The 15,167-nt window shown below is 35.9% G+C and carries 29 protein-coding genes; 17 read left to right on the top strand and 12 right to left on the bottom strand.

The features are described 5' to 3' along the window. The first annotated feature begins 206 nt into the window (after window positions 1-206). On the top strand, window positions 207-536 hold the full coding sequence (locus tag DM558_RS06360) for a hypothetical protein (RefSeq protein WP_127162786.1): 330 nt from the start codon (window positions 207-209) through the stop codon (window positions 534-536). A gap of 69 nt (window positions 537-605) precedes the next feature. Here the strand turns inward: DM558_RS06360 and DM558_RS06355 are convergent, their stop codons facing one another. The 5 genes from DM558_RS06355 to DM558_RS06335 form a co-directional block, all read right to left on the bottom strand. After that, the gene (locus tag DM558_RS06355; protein WP_127162784.1) at window positions 606-1,088 is read right to left on the bottom strand and encodes a hypothetical protein; all 483 of its coding nucleotides are present in this window, start codon (window positions 1,086-1,088) and stop codon (window positions 606-608) included. Window positions 1,089-1,198: 110 nt separating this feature from the next. After that, complete coding sequence (gene ssb, locus DM558_RS06350) at window positions 1,199-1,603, bottom strand: single-stranded DNA-binding protein (RefSeq protein ID WP_127162782.1); 405 nt, start codon at window positions 1,601-1,603, stop codon at window positions 1,199-1,201. Next, window positions 1,596-2,216: a lambda exonuclease family protein gene (locus DM558_RS06345; RefSeq protein ID WP_127162780.1), complete on the bottom strand. Its 621-nt coding sequence runs from the start codon at window positions 2,214-2,216 to the stop codon at window positions 1,596-1,598. The genes ssb and DM558_RS06345 overlap by 8 nt, the downstream gene beginning before the upstream one ends. After that, window positions 2,188-2,727 (bottom strand): hypothetical protein, encoded by a 540-nt coding sequence (locus DM558_RS06340; RefSeq protein ID WP_127162778.1) that lies wholly within the window; start codon window positions 2,725-2,727, stop codon window positions 2,188-2,190. The genes DM558_RS06345 and DM558_RS06340 overlap by 29 nt, the downstream gene beginning before the upstream one ends. Window positions 2,728-2,738: 11 nt before the next feature. Beyond that, window positions 2,739-2,939, bottom strand: a complete 201-nt coding sequence (locus DM558_RS06335; RefSeq protein ID WP_127162776.1) for a hypothetical protein — start codon at window positions 2,937-2,939, stop codon at window positions 2,739-2,741. 924 nt (window positions 2,940-3,863) lie between these two features. Between DM558_RS06335 and DM558_RS06330 the strand changes: the two genes are divergently transcribed. Then, on the top strand, window positions 3,864-4,052 hold the full coding sequence (locus DM558_RS06330; protein WP_228411807.1) for a putative hemolysin: 189 nt from the start codon (window positions 3,864-3,866) through the stop codon (window positions 4,050-4,052). 206 nt (window positions 4,053-4,258) lie between these two features. Here DM558_RS06330 and DM558_RS06325 read toward each other — a convergent pair whose 3' ends face one another. The 7 genes from DM558_RS06325 to DM558_RS06295 all read right to left on the bottom strand — a co-directional run bounded on the left by DM558_RS06325 (window position 4,259) and on the right by DM558_RS06295 (window position 8,244). Beyond that, window positions 4,259-4,507: a hypothetical protein gene (locus DM558_RS06325; RefSeq protein WP_127162774.1), complete on the bottom strand. Its 249-nt coding sequence runs from the start codon at window positions 4,505-4,507 to the stop codon at window positions 4,259-4,261. A gap of 2 nt (window positions 4,508-4,509) precedes the next feature. Next, on the bottom strand, window positions 4,510-4,767 hold the full coding sequence (locus DM558_RS06320; RefSeq protein ID WP_127162772.1) for a hypothetical protein: 258 nt from the start codon (window positions 4,765-4,767) through the stop codon (window positions 4,510-4,512). Between the two features lie 148 nt (window positions 4,768-4,915). Beyond that, complete coding sequence (locus tag DM558_RS06315; protein ID WP_127162770.1) at window positions 4,916-5,161, bottom strand: hypothetical protein; 246 nt, start codon at window positions 5,159-5,161, stop codon at window positions 4,916-4,918. Window positions 5,162-5,172: 11 nt separating this feature from the next. Further along, the gene (locus DM558_RS06310) at window positions 5,173-5,382 is read right to left on the bottom strand and encodes a hypothetical protein (protein WP_127162768.1); all 210 of its coding nucleotides are present in this window, start codon (window positions 5,380-5,382) and stop codon (window positions 5,173-5,175) included. A gap of 218 nt (window positions 5,383-5,600) precedes the next feature. After that, the gene (locus DM558_RS06305; protein WP_127162766.1) at window positions 5,601-6,503 is read right to left on the bottom strand and encodes a hypothetical protein; all 903 of its coding nucleotides are present in this window, start codon (window positions 6,501-6,503) and stop codon (window positions 5,601-5,603) included. Continuing rightward, the gene (locus tag DM558_RS06300; RefSeq protein ID WP_109703077.1) at window positions 6,500-7,330 is read right to left on the bottom strand and encodes a hypothetical protein; all 831 of its coding nucleotides are present in this window, start codon (window positions 7,328-7,330) and stop codon (window positions 6,500-6,502) included. Before DM558_RS06300 ends, DM558_RS06305 begins: the two co-directional genes overlap by 4 nt. A 146-nt stretch (window positions 7,331-7,476) precedes the next feature. After that, window positions 7,477-8,244 (bottom strand): LexA family transcriptional regulator, encoded by a 768-nt coding sequence (locus tag DM558_RS06295; protein ID WP_127162764.1) that lies wholly within the window; start codon window positions 8,242-8,244, stop codon window positions 7,477-7,479. 100 nt (window positions 8,245-8,344) lie between these two features. Between DM558_RS06295 and DM558_RS06290 the strand changes: the two genes are divergently transcribed. The 15 genes from DM558_RS06290 to DM558_RS06225 all read left to right on the top strand — a co-directional run bounded on the left by DM558_RS06290 (window position 8,345) and on the right by DM558_RS06225 (window position 15,164). After that, the gene (locus DM558_RS06290) at window positions 8,345-8,530 is read left to right on the top strand and encodes a Cro/CI family transcriptional regulator (protein WP_127162762.1); all 186 of its coding nucleotides are present in this window, start codon (window positions 8,345-8,347) and stop codon (window positions 8,528-8,530) included. 28 nt (window positions 8,531-8,558) lie between these two features. Further along, complete coding sequence (locus tag DM558_RS06285) at window positions 8,559-8,864, top strand: CII family transcriptional regulator (protein ID WP_127162760.1); 306 nt, start codon at window positions 8,559-8,561, stop codon at window positions 8,862-8,864. 73 nt (window positions 8,865-8,937) lie between these two features. Beyond that, window positions 8,938-9,624 carry a phage antirepressor KilAC domain-containing protein gene (locus tag DM558_RS06280; RefSeq protein ID WP_127162758.1) on the top strand — a complete coding sequence of 229 codons (687 nt, stop codon included), beginning with the start codon at window positions 8,938-8,940 and terminating at the stop codon, window positions 9,622-9,624. Then, entirely contained in the window at window positions 9,624-10,403 is a 780-nt protein-coding gene (locus tag DM558_RS15795) for a YdaU family protein (protein WP_228411833.1), read from the top strand. Before DM558_RS06280 ends, DM558_RS15795 begins: the two co-directional genes overlap by 1 nt. After that, the gene (locus DM558_RS06270) at window positions 10,403-11,188 is read left to right on the top strand and encodes an ATP-binding protein (RefSeq protein ID WP_127162756.1); all 786 of its coding nucleotides are present in this window, start codon (window positions 10,403-10,405) and stop codon (window positions 11,186-11,188) included. Before DM558_RS15795 ends, DM558_RS06270 begins: the two co-directional genes overlap by 1 nt. A gap of 53 nt (window positions 11,189-11,241) precedes the next feature. Further along, window positions 11,242-11,388, top strand: a complete 147-nt coding sequence (locus DM558_RS15630; protein WP_164731311.1) for a hypothetical protein — start codon at window positions 11,242-11,244, stop codon at window positions 11,386-11,388. A gap of 6 nt (window positions 11,389-11,394) precedes the next feature. Further along, complete coding sequence (locus DM558_RS06265) at window positions 11,395-11,928, top strand: hypothetical protein (protein WP_127162755.1); 534 nt, start codon at window positions 11,395-11,397, stop codon at window positions 11,926-11,928. Beyond that, window positions 11,925-12,215 carry a DUF1364 domain-containing protein gene (locus DM558_RS06260; RefSeq protein ID WP_127162753.1) on the top strand — a complete coding sequence of 97 codons (291 nt, stop codon included), beginning with the start codon at window positions 11,925-11,927 and terminating at the stop codon, window positions 12,213-12,215. The genes DM558_RS06265 and DM558_RS06260 overlap by 4 nt, the downstream gene beginning before the upstream one ends. Then, on the top strand, window positions 12,212-12,457 hold the full coding sequence (locus DM558_RS06255) for a hypothetical protein (protein ID WP_127162751.1): 246 nt from the start codon (window positions 12,212-12,214) through the stop codon (window positions 12,455-12,457). Before DM558_RS06260 ends, DM558_RS06255 begins: the two co-directional genes overlap by 4 nt. Further along, on the top strand, window positions 12,445-12,630 hold the full coding sequence (locus DM558_RS06250) for a DUF7696 family protein (RefSeq protein ID WP_127162749.1): 186 nt from the start codon (window positions 12,445-12,447) through the stop codon (window positions 12,628-12,630). Before DM558_RS06255 ends, DM558_RS06250 begins: the two co-directional genes overlap by 13 nt. After that, window positions 12,620-13,006, top strand: a complete 387-nt coding sequence (locus tag DM558_RS06245; protein WP_127162747.1) for a VRR-NUC domain-containing protein — start codon at window positions 12,620-12,622, stop codon at window positions 13,004-13,006. The genes DM558_RS06250 and DM558_RS06245 overlap by 11 nt, the downstream gene beginning before the upstream one ends. Before the next feature lie 3 nt (window positions 13,007-13,009). Further along, window positions 13,010-13,588, top strand: a complete 579-nt coding sequence (locus tag DM558_RS06240) for a hypothetical protein (RefSeq protein ID WP_127162746.1) — start codon at window positions 13,010-13,012, stop codon at window positions 13,586-13,588. Window positions 13,589-13,803: 215 nt separating this feature from the next. Beyond that, window positions 13,804-14,283 carry a hypothetical protein gene (locus DM558_RS06235; RefSeq protein ID WP_127162745.1) on the top strand — a complete coding sequence of 160 codons (480 nt, stop codon included), beginning with the start codon at window positions 13,804-13,806 and terminating at the stop codon, window positions 14,281-14,283. A 108-nt stretch (window positions 14,284-14,391) separates the two neighbouring features. After that, window positions 14,392-14,748: a phage holin family protein gene (locus DM558_RS06230; protein WP_127162743.1), complete on the top strand. Its 357-nt coding sequence runs from the start codon at window positions 14,392-14,394 to the stop codon at window positions 14,746-14,748. Next, the gene (locus tag DM558_RS06225) at window positions 14,745-15,164 is read left to right on the top strand and encodes a structural protein (protein WP_127162741.1); all 420 of its coding nucleotides are present in this window, start codon (window positions 14,745-14,747) and stop codon (window positions 15,162-15,164) included. The genes DM558_RS06230 and DM558_RS06225 overlap by 4 nt, the downstream gene beginning before the upstream one ends. The last annotated feature ends 3 nt before the right edge of the window (window positions 15,165-15,167 follow it).

The raw sequence follows: 15,167 nt of genomic DNA, 5'->3' as shown, positions 1-15,167 counted from the left end.
GCATTTCTTCATTAAATGAAATTGATTTAATAGGCATGACAACACCTCACTTTATCCACAATAACTGTAGATAAGTCTGTTAGTAGTTTATGGTTAAATTAGGCTAGGCTTTGATAAGGCTAGCTAGTTGTGAGATTGGTTAATAAGCTGACATTACATTAGAATGTTCTCAGTAATTTGTAATGTGCTCTTTATAAGGATTTATTATGGGATTAATTTTGCTTGCGATATTTTTTATAGCCCTCATTGTTTCATCAGTTATAGCCGTAATACTGATTATAATAGTAGGTAAAGTAATAAAACCTGGTCCTATAAAAGTTGTTCTGTTTATATTAGGGGCAATAATTATGATTGGTGCAATATCATTTTACTCTATATCAAATATTGATAGCCCTGGTAGCTCTATTCATGGCTTTGAACAAGTAAAATTTTATGTGATTTTATTTGCATCTTCTCCTCTCATTGGTGCTATTACCTCTAGTATTTTTTTTATATTTACTAAAATATTCAGCTCATTAAAAAGCCCTAACTGGTAGGGCTTGCTTAGATTATTGATTTGGCGTTTATTCTATTTATACTAGCCAATTTTTATTAATAAATTTAAATTACATACCATCATAGAAAGTAGTTGCGCGCATTCTTATTAATTTATTTTGATCTGAAAAATGTAATCCTATAATCATATATATTGTAGACCACTTACCTGAAAACAAATTAGCTCCTTCAAAAAGATATTTCACACGATAATCTCTGTCAGTTAAACCTTCAACACCGGCCGGAACAACATCCAGCGTTTTCAGCATAGATAGTCCATTTTTATCTAAAATAGACTTCGTGTCATCAAAACTTGTTCCTATCGGAATATATTTTTCAACGATCTCTGTGACATTAATGCTATCCCCATAACCCCTTTCCCCAGGATAGCCATGATCATAGACATCTTGTAGTATCGGGGAAGAAAAAGTTCTTCTTTCTTGTTTAACAGGCGTTTTTTTAGTTGTCGTTTGTTCTGCATTAACAATACTTGTAAATGAAAGGAGTATATTTAACAAGAGTAAACAGGTTGTAATTAATGAACGCTTTTTCATTTTGCTCCTTATAGACATACACAAAGCTTTTATATTTTCATCACTCCATATTAGATGTACGATATTCTAATACTGAAGTAGTTTAAACTCCATTGATTGAGTGATGTTTACTAAAAATGAGGATCATCAAAGTCATCAAAGCTTGGCACTTGTTGATTCTGTTGAGGTTGATCTTGACGGCTGTCTAACATCTGCATTTTCTCTATAGCAACCTCTGTTGTATAACGATCAACGCCTTGTTGGTCTGTCCATTTTCTAGTTCTAAGCTTACCTTCAATATAAAGTTTTGAGCCTTTATGAACATATTGCCCTATGATTTCTGCTAATTTTCCAAAACATGTACAACGATGCCACTCTGTACGCTCTTGTGGTTGTCCTGTGTTCTTATCTTTCCAAGTTTCCGATGTGGCTAGTGAAACAGTAGCCACTGCCGTTCCGTCAGGCATGTATCTAATAGATGGTTCGTCTCCACAATTTCCTATTAGAATAACTTTATTAACACCTTTCTCAGCCATGTTTAACCTCTTTAACTGTATTTTTAACCAACTCAATAAACATCTTGCGCCTATTGACTAATCTTTCTATATCTTGTTCGCATTCTGATCTATTCAGCCTGTAAACGATTAATTGCTTATGCTCTGGAAAGTCTGAGCAGTAACTTATAAAGTCTACCCAGTCGCGTCCTGTGCAATCTAAATGACCTATTAGCTGCCATCTATAACTAGGATCGAATGATTTACGCTTTAAGGTCGCGTAATGGGTGGAAGCGATAACTGACTTAATCTCGATAACCCCGTCATCATTAACTAGTCCATCTGGTGAATCGCCATAATCACCGCAATCGAAAAAACCGCCGTTAGTCACATCAATAAAATACTCATTCTCGTATAACATCCTGGCGATTGGCTCTTGTTCGTGACCTCGCTCCATGTGTTGATTAGTGAAGCTATACTCTGCCTTTTGATTGTTGATAATCTCCAGGGCCAACTGTAAAGCGTAACGTTTAGCCGTCTCACCAAACGCGCCGCTGTCATTAGCCATGATTGTTCCAAAGTTAGAAGCAGTGACCTTGCCAAGCCTTAACTGCTCCCTTTCTTCGCTATTCTGTTGGATGTTGTGCCATATCATTATTGCACTCATTTATTAGCTGGTTGATATGCTCTTGTGATAGGGTAGCTCTTTCTAAAACCTTATCTAAATTACCATCCCGCACATAAGCCTCTTTCGCTCTTGTCCACATCTTTTCATTTTGAGGAGTAATAGCAGGCTTATTAGATGCAAACGGCTTCATAATCCTTAGTCCTTCGACCATCTCACCACGATTACGCACATTAGGATCAACATATATTCTTATTCTTGCGCCTTCCCAGTCATTAATATAACCAGATCCAGTGATCTTCTTCATCGTTTTGCAGTTAGTGACGTTTAAGATCATAGGTTTTAATGCCTCACCTTGTCTGATCTCTTTTTCAACAAAATAAATTGTATTGAACAAATCTTTACTTCGTTTTGTTTTATCGCCCTCTATTACTGCTTGTGATACAGTTACCTCAATAGGCTCTTCAATATCAGCGCTGCTCAAGTAAGGCGAATTAAAAGCTTTCTTAAAATGTATTTTTGCTTGGTTGTTCTGTGACATTCTTTTTACCTCTAATCTGTTTCAAGAGTAAGCTCTATATTTTCGCTATCTGAATATTCTTTTAAGTCATTTAAAAGCATGTCATAAACTGCTGAGTGAATAGCATCTGCTCTTGTTTTTATTGGGAACTCTCTAGGATTTGGTGTAAATCTAACAGATAAACTACCTTTCTTTTCTTCAATTACTATTGTCCTTACTATTGGTTCAGACATTCTTTACCTCTCTCTTTTAATTACCCCATAAGAAAGCAATCTAACCAGCGTATGCTTAAGTCAGAAGATACAGGTTGATCTGGCTAAATTGCTTTCTTATAGGTAGAATTGGTTGAAAGTTAAAATGGATGTTTTTTGTGATTATTGCTATTTTTTGTGTAATTAGTTTAGTTTTATTGATCATATCCATAGTTTGTTTTTTTAAAAATAAACAAGCAAATGGCATAATATTTCTAATACTATTTGTTATATGTAATGTTGTCTTTGCAGATAGCTTTATTATCAGGCTAGTATTTATCCTTTTACGTGGGCTTTTTTCTATGGCTCTTTAGTTGCGGTCTTTGTCATATAGATTGCCTCACTCAATTAACTAATAAAACCACCCTGTATAGGATTGTTTTGTTAATTAACTTGCAAAGTTGTTTTGAATAGGTAAAATCGGTTAAAACACACTTAGTAGCCATCATGGAAAGTATTGTTGTATTTTTAGCCGTCGCTATTTCTGTTATATATTTTTGGGTGATTTCCTTATTCTCTCGTATGGCTGTGAAAGCTATATTAAAAAAAGACTCGCAAGTAGCATTTATAAATATATTGGTTTTATTTGTTCTATTACTATTTCTCTATCACTTCATATTCAATGAGTTACATCTTTTCTCTGTCTACTAGAGCAGGGCGGTTAAACCCTGCTTTTAATTAGTAATCTCGAATTTTATTTTCTCGCTCGAAGGCGTTACCTGTTACATATTCTTTCTCCTCTGCAATTGCTAGGAAATGGCTTAGCCCTTTTTAATCTGAAATTAACTTGCTAACTTTTTTTAAATAGATAAAATCTGTGCGTGCTTATTAACATTTACTGAGAAAATCATGAAAAAAATAGTATTTCTTTTTGCCACCACATTAATTTTAGTAGGGTGTAATAGTATGGACAATCAATCTAAGAAAGATAAAAATCCTAGTGTTGGTATGGCTAATCCTGCATCTGTATATTGTGAGCAGATTGGCGGAAAATTAGAGATCAAAAATTCAACTGATGGTCAATACGGTATGTGTACTCTACCTAATGGAGAACAAATAGAAGAGTGGGCGTTATACCGTAGAGACCATAAGTAACTTGCTAAGTTTGTCCCTTGTCTTAGCTACTGATAACCACGCATTTTGCCGTTATCATTCCTATCTTATCGACCTTCTGCATCGAACCAGTGGGAAGCTCAAAGCTTTCTGCTTGTCACTGTGAGCTATCATTTAAAGGTAGATAGCCGCTTAACCTTTTAACCATCTTTAGCAAACGCACTGGTTAATGCGTTTGGTGAAAATGACTAATATTTAAGTTTTGCATCTATTTTTTGCTTAATCTCTAGAGCTTCGTCTTGTACATCAAAATTTGAAATTTCACCATTTGATAACTTTTCAATAAATGCGGTGCAATCTTCTAGAATATCTAAGCAATGTCCTACGGATAATGCCGATATTTCACCAACTCCTTCTGTTTCTTCAAATAAGCGAAATGTTTTAATTCTGTCTTGAGTTGGATTTTTAATTACTAATGTTATGTATTTATCCGTCATGATTAACCTCTCTTGTTTGATTCTTCGATTAGCTTGATATGTTCATCTAAAAACTTTCTAGCACAATCAGGATCTGAAAATAGAAAGCTAAATGCTTTTCTTGTGTTCTTATCACTAACGCCTGTATCAATTAGAATAGAATCAAAACCTGTTTGCCTGATTGCGGTTATTTTCATTTCACGTACTTTATTAACAAAAGGATGCGCCCAATAAATAGAATCGCCTTCTTTGATATAGTCCCACTCTTGTTCAGTTATCATAAAAAACCTACATTGCCCAACTAACAATTGACCAGATAACCATGGCACTAAATAAAGCACCGCAAGTTACGTTTAATATTGTTTCGCCCATCTAAGCCTCCTTTATAGCAGCAGTTAATATAAAAAGAATGTCTAGTGTGATTCTCATTTAGGCGGCTTCCTTACAATGAGTTTCGATGACGTTTACTAACATCTTCCGATAGTTTTCAATCTTTTCATGGTCTGAGTCATCCGTTACGGTAACGAGGGTACAGCTAATAATCGTACCGTTTATATTGACTATTGATTGGAACTCACAAGCGTAGCTCCCATACTGAAGATTGTTTTCAAGTCCAAGCTCTTCAAGCCTGTCATGAAGCGTGATAAAGATGTTTCTTTCTTCTTTAGTAATCATCTTGGTTACTCCTAAACTAAAGGGCTTATTTCGCCAATCTCTGTAAGCTGAAATATGGCTTCGTCAATTGTCCAGTCTGCATCTTCTGCTGTTTGTATAACTAACTCTTGATCGGCTTTGCTTAAAGAATTGAACCTAACTTCTTCCAAGGTTTGAACGTTATCCCAAGACTTAGGAGTAGCGTTTTCGTATCCTGTATTGTCTAAGTAGATATTGTTCATTTTGATAACCCTGTTTTGTGTTTCGATGGGCTTATACTACCGCCGGTATTTATATATGTCAATACCATCGGTATTAATTATTTTTATGATCGGTATTATTTTTAATATCCCCATGATCTAAAAAGGAATTTATTTTTAAAATATTTTAGGTGGGAAGGGGGGGATATGGCAGGCAATAAAAAAGCCCTTGGGAGGGCTTTTAAATCAAGATGAGGCTATTACGCAGCCCAATGGATGATATTTTGGCCTAATTCTGCAATAGACTCTTCAGAGCCTATATGCACTCCTGCGTTTTCTAATTTCCATATGTTTTCATCAATAACATCATCTAGTTGGTTTAAAATATCCCTAGATATTCCGCTGTCTTCGTTTGCCCTTAAGATAAATAAACCATATTTGTTGTTTGGATAATGAATTTTTGTAGTATTAATATCAATGGCGGCTTTTAAGATTCTTAGCTCTGCTGAATTTGGATTTTTGCAGTATGCAGATACTATAGAGCCAGACATGTTCATTGAGTTTATAGCTAATTCCACAAAATTTTCTTGAGTAGATCCATTGCTATCTGTGAATACTAATTTATGATGTATATCCGATGGAAATATCTGTTTTGCAAGATATTTATCCTGTGTCATAACCCACTCATAAATCTCATCCCTAAGTTGAGTATTATTAATTCCTTGAAACCTTTCTTTATTAATTGTGTTTTGCTTTTTTCCTGTAAAGTATATTGTACGATTATAAAAATTTTCTAATATTGTGTTGACGCTATCTCCAGCGGCATAAGCAGGTGCTGAAAAGGATATTTGTGGGCTAATTATAGATTTTTCTGCTAAATTATAATTAATGCGATCATATTCATTAGCTATAATTTCTGTTAGATACTGTAGCTCATTAACATCAATATTATCTCCATAAAAACATTTTAACTTTGAGAGATCATTGGCTACCTTAACATGCAATGTATTATTTTTATCTATAAAGCCAACGCCAATACTAACCTGGTCTACAGTAAATATATCAGGGCGTAATAAAATATTGAACCATGATCCTTCAATATTATTACTATGTTGTATACCTAATGATTTTGTATACTCATGTATTCTATTAGTAATAGTCATACAAGTATTCCTACTTTTTTCTCAAAGCGATCGCTGGTGTAACGATTTCGTATAAAATTTTCGATGGCATAAATATCATTTTCTTCAATGAAACATTGCAGCAATTCTCTAAGATTATTTATAGCAGTTTCTATTTGTTTAAACAATAGCCTTTTAGACTCTATAATGTTATGTTTTTTTTGTAAGTTCAAATTGGTGGAAATAAATTCAAGTATTCTATTCGGATATGTCAGTTCTGGCTTTAAATCAGATGCTATCCAGTCAGAGCGCGTTAAACAAAGGCCGTGGTCAATTAAAATAAATTTTCCATTTTTTGTTTTTAAAATATTTCCTAGATTTCTATCGATATTTGCGATTAGGTCATCAAAAGCAATAATTTGACTAGTTAAATCAGAGGCTAACAATTCTTTTACTAATTTATTTAGAAGAATGTCGTGATTCCCAAACTTACTATAATCATAATATTGCTTAAGGGATGGGGAGTACATATCTTTTACCCACCAAGCTATAATTTCTTCATCTTTATTTATCCAATCTGGAGGAGAGGATAGTTGAGAGCCTTTTATCATTATTATGCCTGCTTCTGATGGAACAGGAAGACCTAGAGATTTACCAATAATATACCCAACGATTTCGTTTAAAATAGATTTATCTTCTCTATCTCTGCTATCATTTTCTTGGTAGATCTTAACATAACACTGGGTAAAACTTGGCTCGTGTAGAGTTGTATTTAATTGTGCGATATGGGTATAGGCCATCATGCCATCAGTTACAGTGGATACTTTGCTAGCCCCAACATAGCTAGAGCTACCGAGAAACTTAATCATAAGGCTCTCCCACAGTTTATATTCTTGTATTTGCTAATAAATAACATAACCATAGATCATACCATTTTAATAAAAATATCTAGCATCTACAGCATATCTGATGCGATTTAAACCGCTTTACAATCTCCTATCATCAAAACCCTTTGCTAATCCCATAGCACTGATGACCAAAATACTTTACCTACAACCCTAATATCTTCTAGGCTGTAATCCTCATCTTCGTACTCGTCACGATTGAATGAACGTAATCTAACCCTGTTATTGGGTAGTCTATACAATTGCTTAACCCTTGCTAGATCATTCTCAATCACAACAGCGTATATTTTTCCGTCTACTATATTAGTATTGGCTGTATCTATTCCTACAAGTGCACCATCTTGTATAAATGGCTCCATGCTATTTCCTGAAACAGTAACGCATATAGCATAATTAAAGCTTACACCTTGTTTGATTAAAATGTTCTTTTTAAATCTGATAGTAGAGCTTGCTTGAAGTTCTGATATTGCTACTCGTCCACACCCAGCGCTTAATTGAACATCTTTAAAGATTGGTATTACAACTTCGTCATTTTCCACTGGATCGTTTTCGTTATAGGTAGAAATTTCGATCGTGTTTGGCTGGTTGTTTACTGTGATAGAAACTAAATTATTTACTTCTTTAGCTAGGCGAGGGCTAAACTCATTTATATCTACCTGTAATATTTTTGCAAATTTAGCAGCGGCGTTTGCATTTAAAGGATTTAGTCCATTTAAGTAATGACTAACTGAGCTTTGATTTATTCCCATAAAGTCAGCTATTGAGCCTTGGCTTATTTTTAAATCCTTCTTTTTTGACTCAAAAATACTCTTAAGCTTCTTGCTTTCTTCTAGAAGCTCAGGGGTAAGTTGTTTTTTTCTATTATCAGTCTTTTCCATTTGGCAAATATATTCCCTGCGGTAATTTAAATCAAATCCCGACGGTATTGACATGTATAAATACCGACGGTATTATTAATACATATAAGTAGGAGTTCTTATGAATAAAATCCCATTAAAAAAATATGTTGAAGGTACCTCTCAAGGAGAGGCCGCTAAAAAACTAGGTACAACACAGGGTGCAGTATCCAAAGCCATTAGAAAAAATAGAGAAATATATGTTGTTGAAGAACAGGGGAAGTTAAAGGCTTTTGAGGTTCGACCTTTCCCGTCGCAAATAGCATAAACCATATTAAATCCTTGAGTAATTAACGATGAGCAAATTATCAGATAACCAAGAAGCAATAGCACGCAAGAATTATTCAATGATCGTGCAGCGTCTTGCATCTGTTGGAAATGCCGCTGTTTCTCATGCATTAGGTTGCGATGAATCGACTATTAGCAGAATGAAGCCTGAAAAGTTTCAACAGCTTTCAGAAATATTAGCCATCTTAGATTTAAAGATCGTTCCTGATGATATGCGTTGCTTCAAACAATCAGACGTCGAATATTTTATGTATGGCAATAAGAAATGGACAGAGCATTTGCAGTCAGCGGATGACTTAACAGACGAGTATTAATTTCAGGCAATAAAAAAGCCGTACGGCAATTACGGCTTTTATCACAGATTATTAATACAGTGAGGTTCACTAAATGAACAAATTAATATTAAACGAAAACGTAACAATGTCAAGTAGAGACTTACTAGACGTTATTAATAATGTAAGAGAACAAGAGGGCGAAAACTCAATTCGCTCTAATGTTTTTCACGCAAGAGTAGCTGACGAGCTATCAGATTTTAACTACAAAAGTTTTGTAGTACAAAATTTGAACAATACGGAGTCAGTTGTTTTTGAGTTAACTAAAGATATGTGCATGCTGGTAGCTATGCGCGAATCTAAAAAAGTAAGAAGAATGGTTTTAGCTAAGTTAAATGGAATATTTTTAAATGTTCCTCAAACCTTACCCGATGCTTTGCGTTTAGCTGCTGACTTAGTGGAAGAAAATAATAAGCAAAAATTAATCATAGAACAACAAAAGCCAGCCGTTGACTTTGTAGACAACTACGTAAAAGCAGAAGGCAATTACAACTTTAGACAAGTGGCTAAGTTACTAAATGCTAAAGAGCCTGAACTTAAATTATTCCTGATTGAAAACGGGATCATCTATTACACAGGTAAAACAATGACCCCTTACCAAAGACATATTGATGCTGGTCGCTTTGTTGTTAAGACAGGTGTATCTGACACAGAACACGCTTACACACAAATGAAATTCACCCCTAAAGGCTTTAACTGGATTAGTGAGCTATGGGCTAACAGATTAAGAGAGGTTGCATAATGGCAGCACTACCATACATTCAGTTATATACAGCAGATTACTTAGCTGACACGGCCCATCTAACCACTTTGGAAAATGGGGCCTACTTACTATTAATGTTTAATTACTGGCAGCGTGGAGAATCCTTCAAAGCAAAGGATGAACAAACGCTCAACAAACGTTTAGCGTCTGTTGCTCGACTAACTATTAATGAATGGTTAGAAGTATCGGAACAACTGAAAGAATTCTTCGTAATTATTCAGCATAACGATTGTATAGAGTGGAAACATAATCGTATTGAACATGATTTAGATGCGGTAAGGGAAAAATCCATTAAAGCATCTAATGCTGGAAAGCGTTCTGCTAAAGCGCGTTCAGCTAATACTAATAACGAACGTTCAACGGACGTTAAACAAACGTTGAACCATACAGATACAGATACAGATACAGATATTAAAAAAAATAATACAAAAAAAACCAAGTCCAATAATAAAAAATTTAATCCACTGTTGGCTAAACCTGAAAACGTATCTGTAGAAACATGGTCCATGTGGGTTAAGTACAGGTCTGAGATCAAGAAACCATTAACTGAAACCATGTGCAAACAACAGGCTGTTGATCTGGTTAACTGTCCTAATCCAGATGACGTTATCAAAAAATCAATTGCTTGCGGTTGGCAGGGCTTATTCCCAAACCCAAAGAATAATATTCGACAGTTCCCCGACCGCAAACCATCCATGCAGGCGAATGTTAGTAATTTTAACTTTGAAGTTGGCCCTAACGGTGAGGTTAAATTCTGATGAACACAGTGAGAAAACTATTCACGATTTTAGATACCGAGACTAGGAACTGTGAAAAGCATGGAGAATATCAAGCTATGCTGATGTGTTTAAGACAAGGCGATGTCTGGTCCACCTGTGAAAAATGCCAACAAGAAAAACGCGATGCAGAAAACAGAGCCGAACAAGAACGGGCGGCTATCGAAGCTAGACGAGTATCGATCGAAAAGCGTCTAGGCAATGCCTGCATACCGCCACGCTTTCAAAACAAAGGATTTGAAAACTACCTAGCCGACAATGAAGGTCAGAAAAGGGCCCTCGCAAAATGCTTACGATATGCGGACCAATTCAATGAAAACTATGAGACGGGTAAGTCATTATTACTTTTAGGCGGTGTTGGTACGGGAAAAACTCATCTAGCCAATGCCATAGCCAACAAGATCATCAGAGAGCAGGGAAGAACGGCCCTCTATTCGACAGTAGGTAATATCTTACGTTTTATCAGAGCCACCTACTCAGACAAAAACATGACCGAATCAGAAGCCTTTCAAGTTTTCTCTGACCCTGATTTATTAATCATTGATGAAATAGGCGTGCAAAAGTCTAGCGAATTTGAACTAACGGCCCTATTCGACATCATCAATAACCGTTATGAAAACATGCTACCAACCATCATCATCTCAAATCATGGGCCTTCTGAATTACCAAATTACTTAGGTGATCGAGTAGTGGACCGACTCAGAGAAGGCGGAGAGGCCATAGTTTTTGACTGGACCTCCAGCAGAACAAAGGAGGCTAGAGCATGAATGGATACATATTAACATATTTGGTTATTGGTTTTATTTTATGGGTGTTTTGTATGTTTAAGTCGAACACAGATATTGCCGAGAATGAGCTTAAGTCATTTTTCCTTTCTATTTTTGTTCTTATTCTTCTACTAGTTATGTGGCCCGTTTTGATGGTTTGGGGGAAAGCCATAGAGAAGAATAGAAAGAAGGGAGGCTAGAGCATAATGGAAAACAATGTTATAGACCTCAAAGCAAAACGTAAAAAGGAAACAAAGCCTGTTTACCTAAAATTTAAGGCATTAATAGACCCTGTTACCAAACAACAAGTAATGGCCTTGATTGCTGACTCTCAAGAAGATAGAGAGATATTAAAGGCAAGAAATTATAGAGAGGGCGACAGGGTAAGAGCAGAACTTAAAAAACCAAGGCACGCCGCTTTTCATAGATTAGTGCATCGATTAGGTACGCTAGTCAGCCAAAACATAGACGGCTTTGAAAATATGGAAGCTCACCAAGTTATTAAAAAAATACAAAAAGATGGTCAAGTATTTTGTGATGCTGAAATATTTGATCTTGGTGATCTTGGAACAGTAACTAGACATGTCCCACAATCAATCGCTTTCGATAGTATGGACGATGCAGAGTTTTATCAATTTTGGCAGATCGTTTGCCAGTACCTTATCAATACCTATTGGCATGATCTAACACCTGAAAAAATAGAAGAAATGGCAGGGGCTATGTCTCAGGAGGCTATATGACAGACCTTAGAAAACTAGCCAAGGGCAGAGAATGCCAAGTAAGACTAGACGGTATCTGCAACCACAACCCAGAAACAACAGTATTGGCCCATTATCGAATGGCTGGTACATGTGGAACTGGAATAAAGCCTAATGACTTACAAGGTGCTTGGGCTTGCAGCGACTGTCACGATGAAATTGATCGTCGTACACGCATTTTAGAGAATGAATTTGTTCGATTATGCCACTTGGAAGGGGTTATGAGAACTCAATCTGTATTGCGAAAAGAGGGGATTATTAAGGTATGAATAATTATACAAAACTGATGGCTTTAATAATGCCAGCTATGGCTGTAAGAGATATAGAGATGATGAACTCATTAATAAACGAAGAACTAACACAAAAGCCTATTCGCAGTAGAAAAAGAGCAATAGGTTCAGCCTTTAATGAGCTGGGCATCATGAATTTTAAGAATAAAAAAAGAAATAATAAAGAAGCTCACATGTGTGGTGATCGCTGGTTAGAGACAGGTAGCCCATGGAAAGAGTAAGCGAACAATACAGAGCCGAATGCGAGGCTAGATACTGGTTAGGTATGGGCTTCACAACACGCTCTAAAAGAGAACAGCTCAGGGAAGAAATAAGAAAGAAACGAGGACAAAAGGCAGCAGATTACTTAATTGAAAATATGCGCAAAGAATGGGGAAAACAGAATGGCAAGTAAGGCACCATTAGAAACACAAGAGCAGTCCAATCTAATTAAATGGTTCAGGCTTCAATACAGGCCGATAGCTGACTGTCTATTCTGTATCCCTAACGGTTCGGTACTAGCTGGTGGGGTGGTCGCTCGTGCTAAACAAATGACTAGGTTGAAAAAAGAAGGGTTAGTTGTCGGTGTATCTGATCTATTCCTCATGCAGCCTAGCTGTAAATACCATGGCTTATTTATCGAAATGAAAAGAAAAACAGGGGCTACAGTATCAGAAGATCAATTGAAGTTTATAGAGAGAGCAGAAAAGCAGGGATATAAAGCCGTTGTATGTAAAGGATTTGAAGAAGCTAAAGACGTTATACAAGATTATTTAGATGTAAAGGGGTAGTACATGAAATACACGACAGCGCGCAAAGCATGGCATGATGCATACTATACAGGTAAAGAAAACACAGTAGATCAGTTCTTGATGCTAGGTACTACCATTCAAAAGACCGTTATGAATAATAGCACCTCCGCGAGCATGGATAACTGGTTAAAAGGCAGAGTACAGAATGCTATTGCCATGCTACCTGAAAATATCCAGGGTTTTGGTAATTGGATGTACTCGCCTATGCGTAATATAGATGACCTGGAAGGTGCGCAAGAGGCTGTATTTGATAACTTCTGGTATAACTTCAAGGCTGAAAAACTAACGGATAAGAAGTGGGAGCTATCCAAGGAATTAACATTGTGCGCTATCCCCGAATATTTCCATGTGATTATGGGTAATCCTAAACCATTCAAAACTCATGCTGATAAATGTAAATTATTAGCCGACGAGAGAGGCGTTAAAATTGACAATAGAAACTGGGATAGAGAGTGGGGTGCTATTTATAACGCCTTACTAAACTCATGCGCTTATATCGACGCTAAAGCGCTAGAACCCGTATCAAAGATCATTAAGCTAGATTATGATAAAGTTGCTTAAAAATAATAAAGGTTAGATGTTCATGCTAATAATTTATTTATTTTTAGTTAAATATTGACAATGTGCGAGAAAAAAGGCAAAATTACCATAATTATTTTTTGCACCCTAAATAAAGTTAAACAAAAACACAGCCCCTAGCCTAATCCGCAGGGGCTTTTTTTATGCCTGAAATAAATCTATACTTCAAACTTTTGTATATCTAAGGATAAAAGGGAATGAAGCAAATAATCATCGGTATTGTTTTAGCAGTTTTGCTTGTGGGATGTGGTGAGAAGCCTAAGTTTTCTATTAATGAGAGTGATACTTTAGAGACTTATGCAAATAACCCAGCATTTACCAAAGTAAAAACTCATCTTACCCCTAAGGGTAAAAAGGATAAGGATGATAAGTTTGGCTATCAATTTACAGTCACACCAGTATCTGTATTTGGTATAGAAACAGGGGATTTAAACGTTATAGGTGGGACTATTGTTCACACTCTTGTAGGCACCCGCATGACAATGACCATTAAAGGTAAAGAAAGTTTTGATAAGCTAGAAAAACGATTGAATGAATTAAAAGAATTTACTTTCACCAGTTTTGATGTAGGAAACTCAAAGAGTCTTAACTACTACTTTGAGCAACAACGAATAGTTATAACTGCAAGTTATGATTCTTTTTCAGATATAACATCATTTACGTATATGACATATTAAAATTAGATATTTTTACACTGACAGACAGACTTTATAAGTCTATCTCTTTTTAACAACCGCCTTAATTGGCGGTTTTTTTATGCCTGAAAATCAACAAGATAAAATGAAATGCCAGAAAAAGACATAGGTTTTTGGATAAACCTCTACAACATTGCACGAGAACAGGGAATAGCCTTAGCTATGGTTTTCGTACTAACCATATTCCGCATGTATCGAGACGAAAAGCACCCAAGTTTTAAATTAGTGTTATTCGATTCTATCTTTGGATCACTTATTGTCTTTAGTGTTGGTGTTACCTGTAGAGAGTTTGGTTTGTCTTATGGATGGACATTGGCTACCTCTGGATTTATTGGCGTATTTGGTTTGGAAACCGCTAAGTACTTTATAAGAAAATTAATTGATAAAAAAATAGAACAAAGTACTAGCTATCAAAACAGATACACAAATGAGGATGATGAGCTATGAGCTTACCAAGAGGCATAAGAAACAATAACCCTGGCAATATACGCTGGGGTAGTAAATGGCAAGGATTAGTGCCTGAACCAGAAAGGACAGACCAATCATTCTGTCAGTTCGTTGATCCTGTATATGGTATTAGAGCTATTGTAAAAGTCCTTTTTACCTATAGAGACAAATATGGACTAAAAACAGTTAAGTCAATTATCCATCGCTACGCGCCTCCCGAAGAAAACAACACACAAGGCTATATCCAGAGAGTATGTACTAAGCTAGGTGTACAGCCAGACGAACCGATAGAGCTAACCGATGAAGTATTGTACTGGATCATCAAGGCTATCTGTGGTGTTGAGAACGGTAATGAGTACACCAACTACTACCCTAAAGAAGTTATTGAGCAAGCTATCAAATTAGCAAGATCGTAAATA

Source organism: Entomomonas moraniae, from assembly GCF_003991975.1.
GTDB classification, from domain to species: domain Bacteria; phylum Pseudomonadota; class Gammaproteobacteria; order Pseudomonadales; family Pseudomonadaceae; genus Entomomonas; species Entomomonas moraniae.
Note: the sequence above shows the minus strand (reverse complement) of the source record. Positions and strands in the feature narration are given on the sequence as shown.

What these genes read in the sequence shown, in the direction of transcription:
- ssb (WP_127162782.1), bottom strand. Translation starts at nt 1,603, where the DNA reads ATGGCTGAGAAAGGTGTTAATAAAGTTATTCTAATAGGAAATTGTGGA.
- DM558_RS06260 (WP_127162753.1), top strand. Translation starts at nt 11,925, where the DNA reads ATGACAGACCTTAGAAAACTAGCCAAGGGCAGAGAATGCCAAGTAAGA.
- DM558_RS06345 (WP_127162780.1), bottom strand. Translation starts at nt 2,216, where the DNA reads ATGATATGGCACAACATCCAACAGAATAGCGAAGAAAGGGAGCAGTTA.
- DM558_RS06335 (WP_127162776.1), bottom strand. Translation starts at nt 2,939, where the DNA reads ATGTCTGAACCAATAGTAAGGACAATAGTAATTGAAGAAAAGAAAGGT.
- DM558_RS15795 (WP_228411833.1), top strand. Translation starts at nt 9,624, where the DNA reads ATGGCAGCACTACCATACATTCAGTTATATACAGCAGATTACTTAGCT.
- DM558_RS06320 (WP_127162772.1), bottom strand. Translation starts at nt 4,767, where the DNA reads ATGATAACTGAACAAGAGTGGGACTATATCAAAGAAGGCGATTCTATT.
- DM558_RS06245 (WP_127162747.1), top strand. Translation starts at nt 12,620, where the DNA reads ATGGCAAGTAAGGCACCATTAGAAACACAAGAGCAGTCCAATCTAATT.
- DM558_RS06360 (WP_127162786.1), top strand. Translation starts at nt 207, where the DNA reads ATGGGATTAATTTTGCTTGCGATATTTTTTATAGCCCTCATTGTTTCA.
- DM558_RS06285 (WP_127162760.1), top strand. Translation starts at nt 8,559, where the DNA reads ATGAGCAAATTATCAGATAACCAAGAAGCAATAGCACGCAAGAATTAT.
- DM558_RS06225 (WP_127162741.1), top strand. Translation starts at nt 14,745, where the DNA reads ATGAGCTTACCAAGAGGCATAAGAAACAATAACCCTGGCAATATACGC.
- DM558_RS06355 (WP_127162784.1), bottom strand. Translation starts at nt 1,088, where the DNA reads ATGAAAAAGCGTTCATTAATTACAACCTGTTTACTCTTGTTAAATATA.
- DM558_RS06255 (WP_127162751.1), top strand. Translation starts at nt 12,212, where the DNA reads ATGAATAATTATACAAAACTGATGGCTTTAATAATGCCAGCTATGGCT.
- DM558_RS06295 (WP_127162764.1), bottom strand. Translation starts at nt 8,244, where the DNA reads ATGGAAAAGACTGATAATAGAAAAAAACAACTTACCCCTGAGCTTCTA.
- DM558_RS06240 (WP_127162746.1), top strand. Translation starts at nt 13,010, where the DNA reads ATGAAATACACGACAGCGCGCAAAGCATGGCATGATGCATACTATACA.
- DM558_RS06340 (WP_127162778.1), bottom strand. Translation starts at nt 2,727, where the DNA reads ATGTCACAGAACAACCAAGCAAAAATACATTTTAAGAAAGCTTTTAAT.
- DM558_RS06250 (WP_127162749.1), top strand. Translation starts at nt 12,445, where the DNA reads ATGGAAAGAGTAAGCGAACAATACAGAGCCGAATGCGAGGCTAGATAC.
- DM558_RS06300 (WP_109703077.1), bottom strand. Translation starts at nt 7,330, where the DNA reads ATGATTAAGTTTCTCGGTAGCTCTAGCTATGTTGGGGCTAGCAAAGTA.
- DM558_RS06290 (WP_127162762.1), top strand. Translation starts at nt 8,345, where the DNA reads ATGAATAAAATCCCATTAAAAAAATATGTTGAAGGTACCTCTCAAGGA.
- DM558_RS06310 (WP_127162768.1), bottom strand. Translation starts at nt 5,382, where the DNA reads ATGAACAATATCTACTTAGACAATACAGGATACGAAAACGCTACTCCT.
- DM558_RS06265 (WP_127162755.1), top strand. Translation starts at nt 11,395, where the DNA reads ATGGAAAACAATGTTATAGACCTCAAAGCAAAACGTAAAAAGGAAACA.
- DM558_RS06270 (WP_127162756.1), top strand. Translation starts at nt 10,403, where the DNA reads ATGAACACAGTGAGAAAACTATTCACGATTTTAGATACCGAGACTAGG.
- DM558_RS06235 (WP_127162745.1), top strand. Translation starts at nt 13,804, where the DNA reads ATGAAGCAAATAATCATCGGTATTGTTTTAGCAGTTTTGCTTGTGGGA.
- DM558_RS06230 (WP_127162743.1), top strand. Translation starts at nt 14,392, where the DNA reads ATGCCAGAAAAAGACATAGGTTTTTGGATAAACCTCTACAACATTGCA.
- DM558_RS06325 (WP_127162774.1), bottom strand. Translation starts at nt 4,507, where the DNA reads ATGACGGATAAATACATAACATTAGTAATTAAAAATCCAACTCAAGAC.
- DM558_RS06315 (WP_127162770.1), bottom strand. Translation starts at nt 5,161, where the DNA reads ATGATTACTAAAGAAGAAAGAAACATCTTTATCACGCTTCATGACAGG.
- DM558_RS06280 (WP_127162758.1), top strand. Translation starts at nt 8,938, where the DNA reads ATGAACAAATTAATATTAAACGAAAACGTAACAATGTCAAGTAGAGAC.
- DM558_RS15630 (WP_164731311.1), top strand. Translation starts at nt 11,242, where the DNA reads ATGTTTAAGTCGAACACAGATATTGCCGAGAATGAGCTTAAGTCATTT.
- DM558_RS06330 (WP_228411807.1), top strand. Translation starts at nt 3,864, where the DNA reads ATGGACAATCAATCTAAGAAAGATAAAAATCCTAGTGTTGGTATGGCT.
- DM558_RS06305 (WP_127162766.1), bottom strand. Translation starts at nt 6,503, where the DNA reads ATGACTATTACTAATAGAATACATGAGTATACAAAATCATTAGGTATA.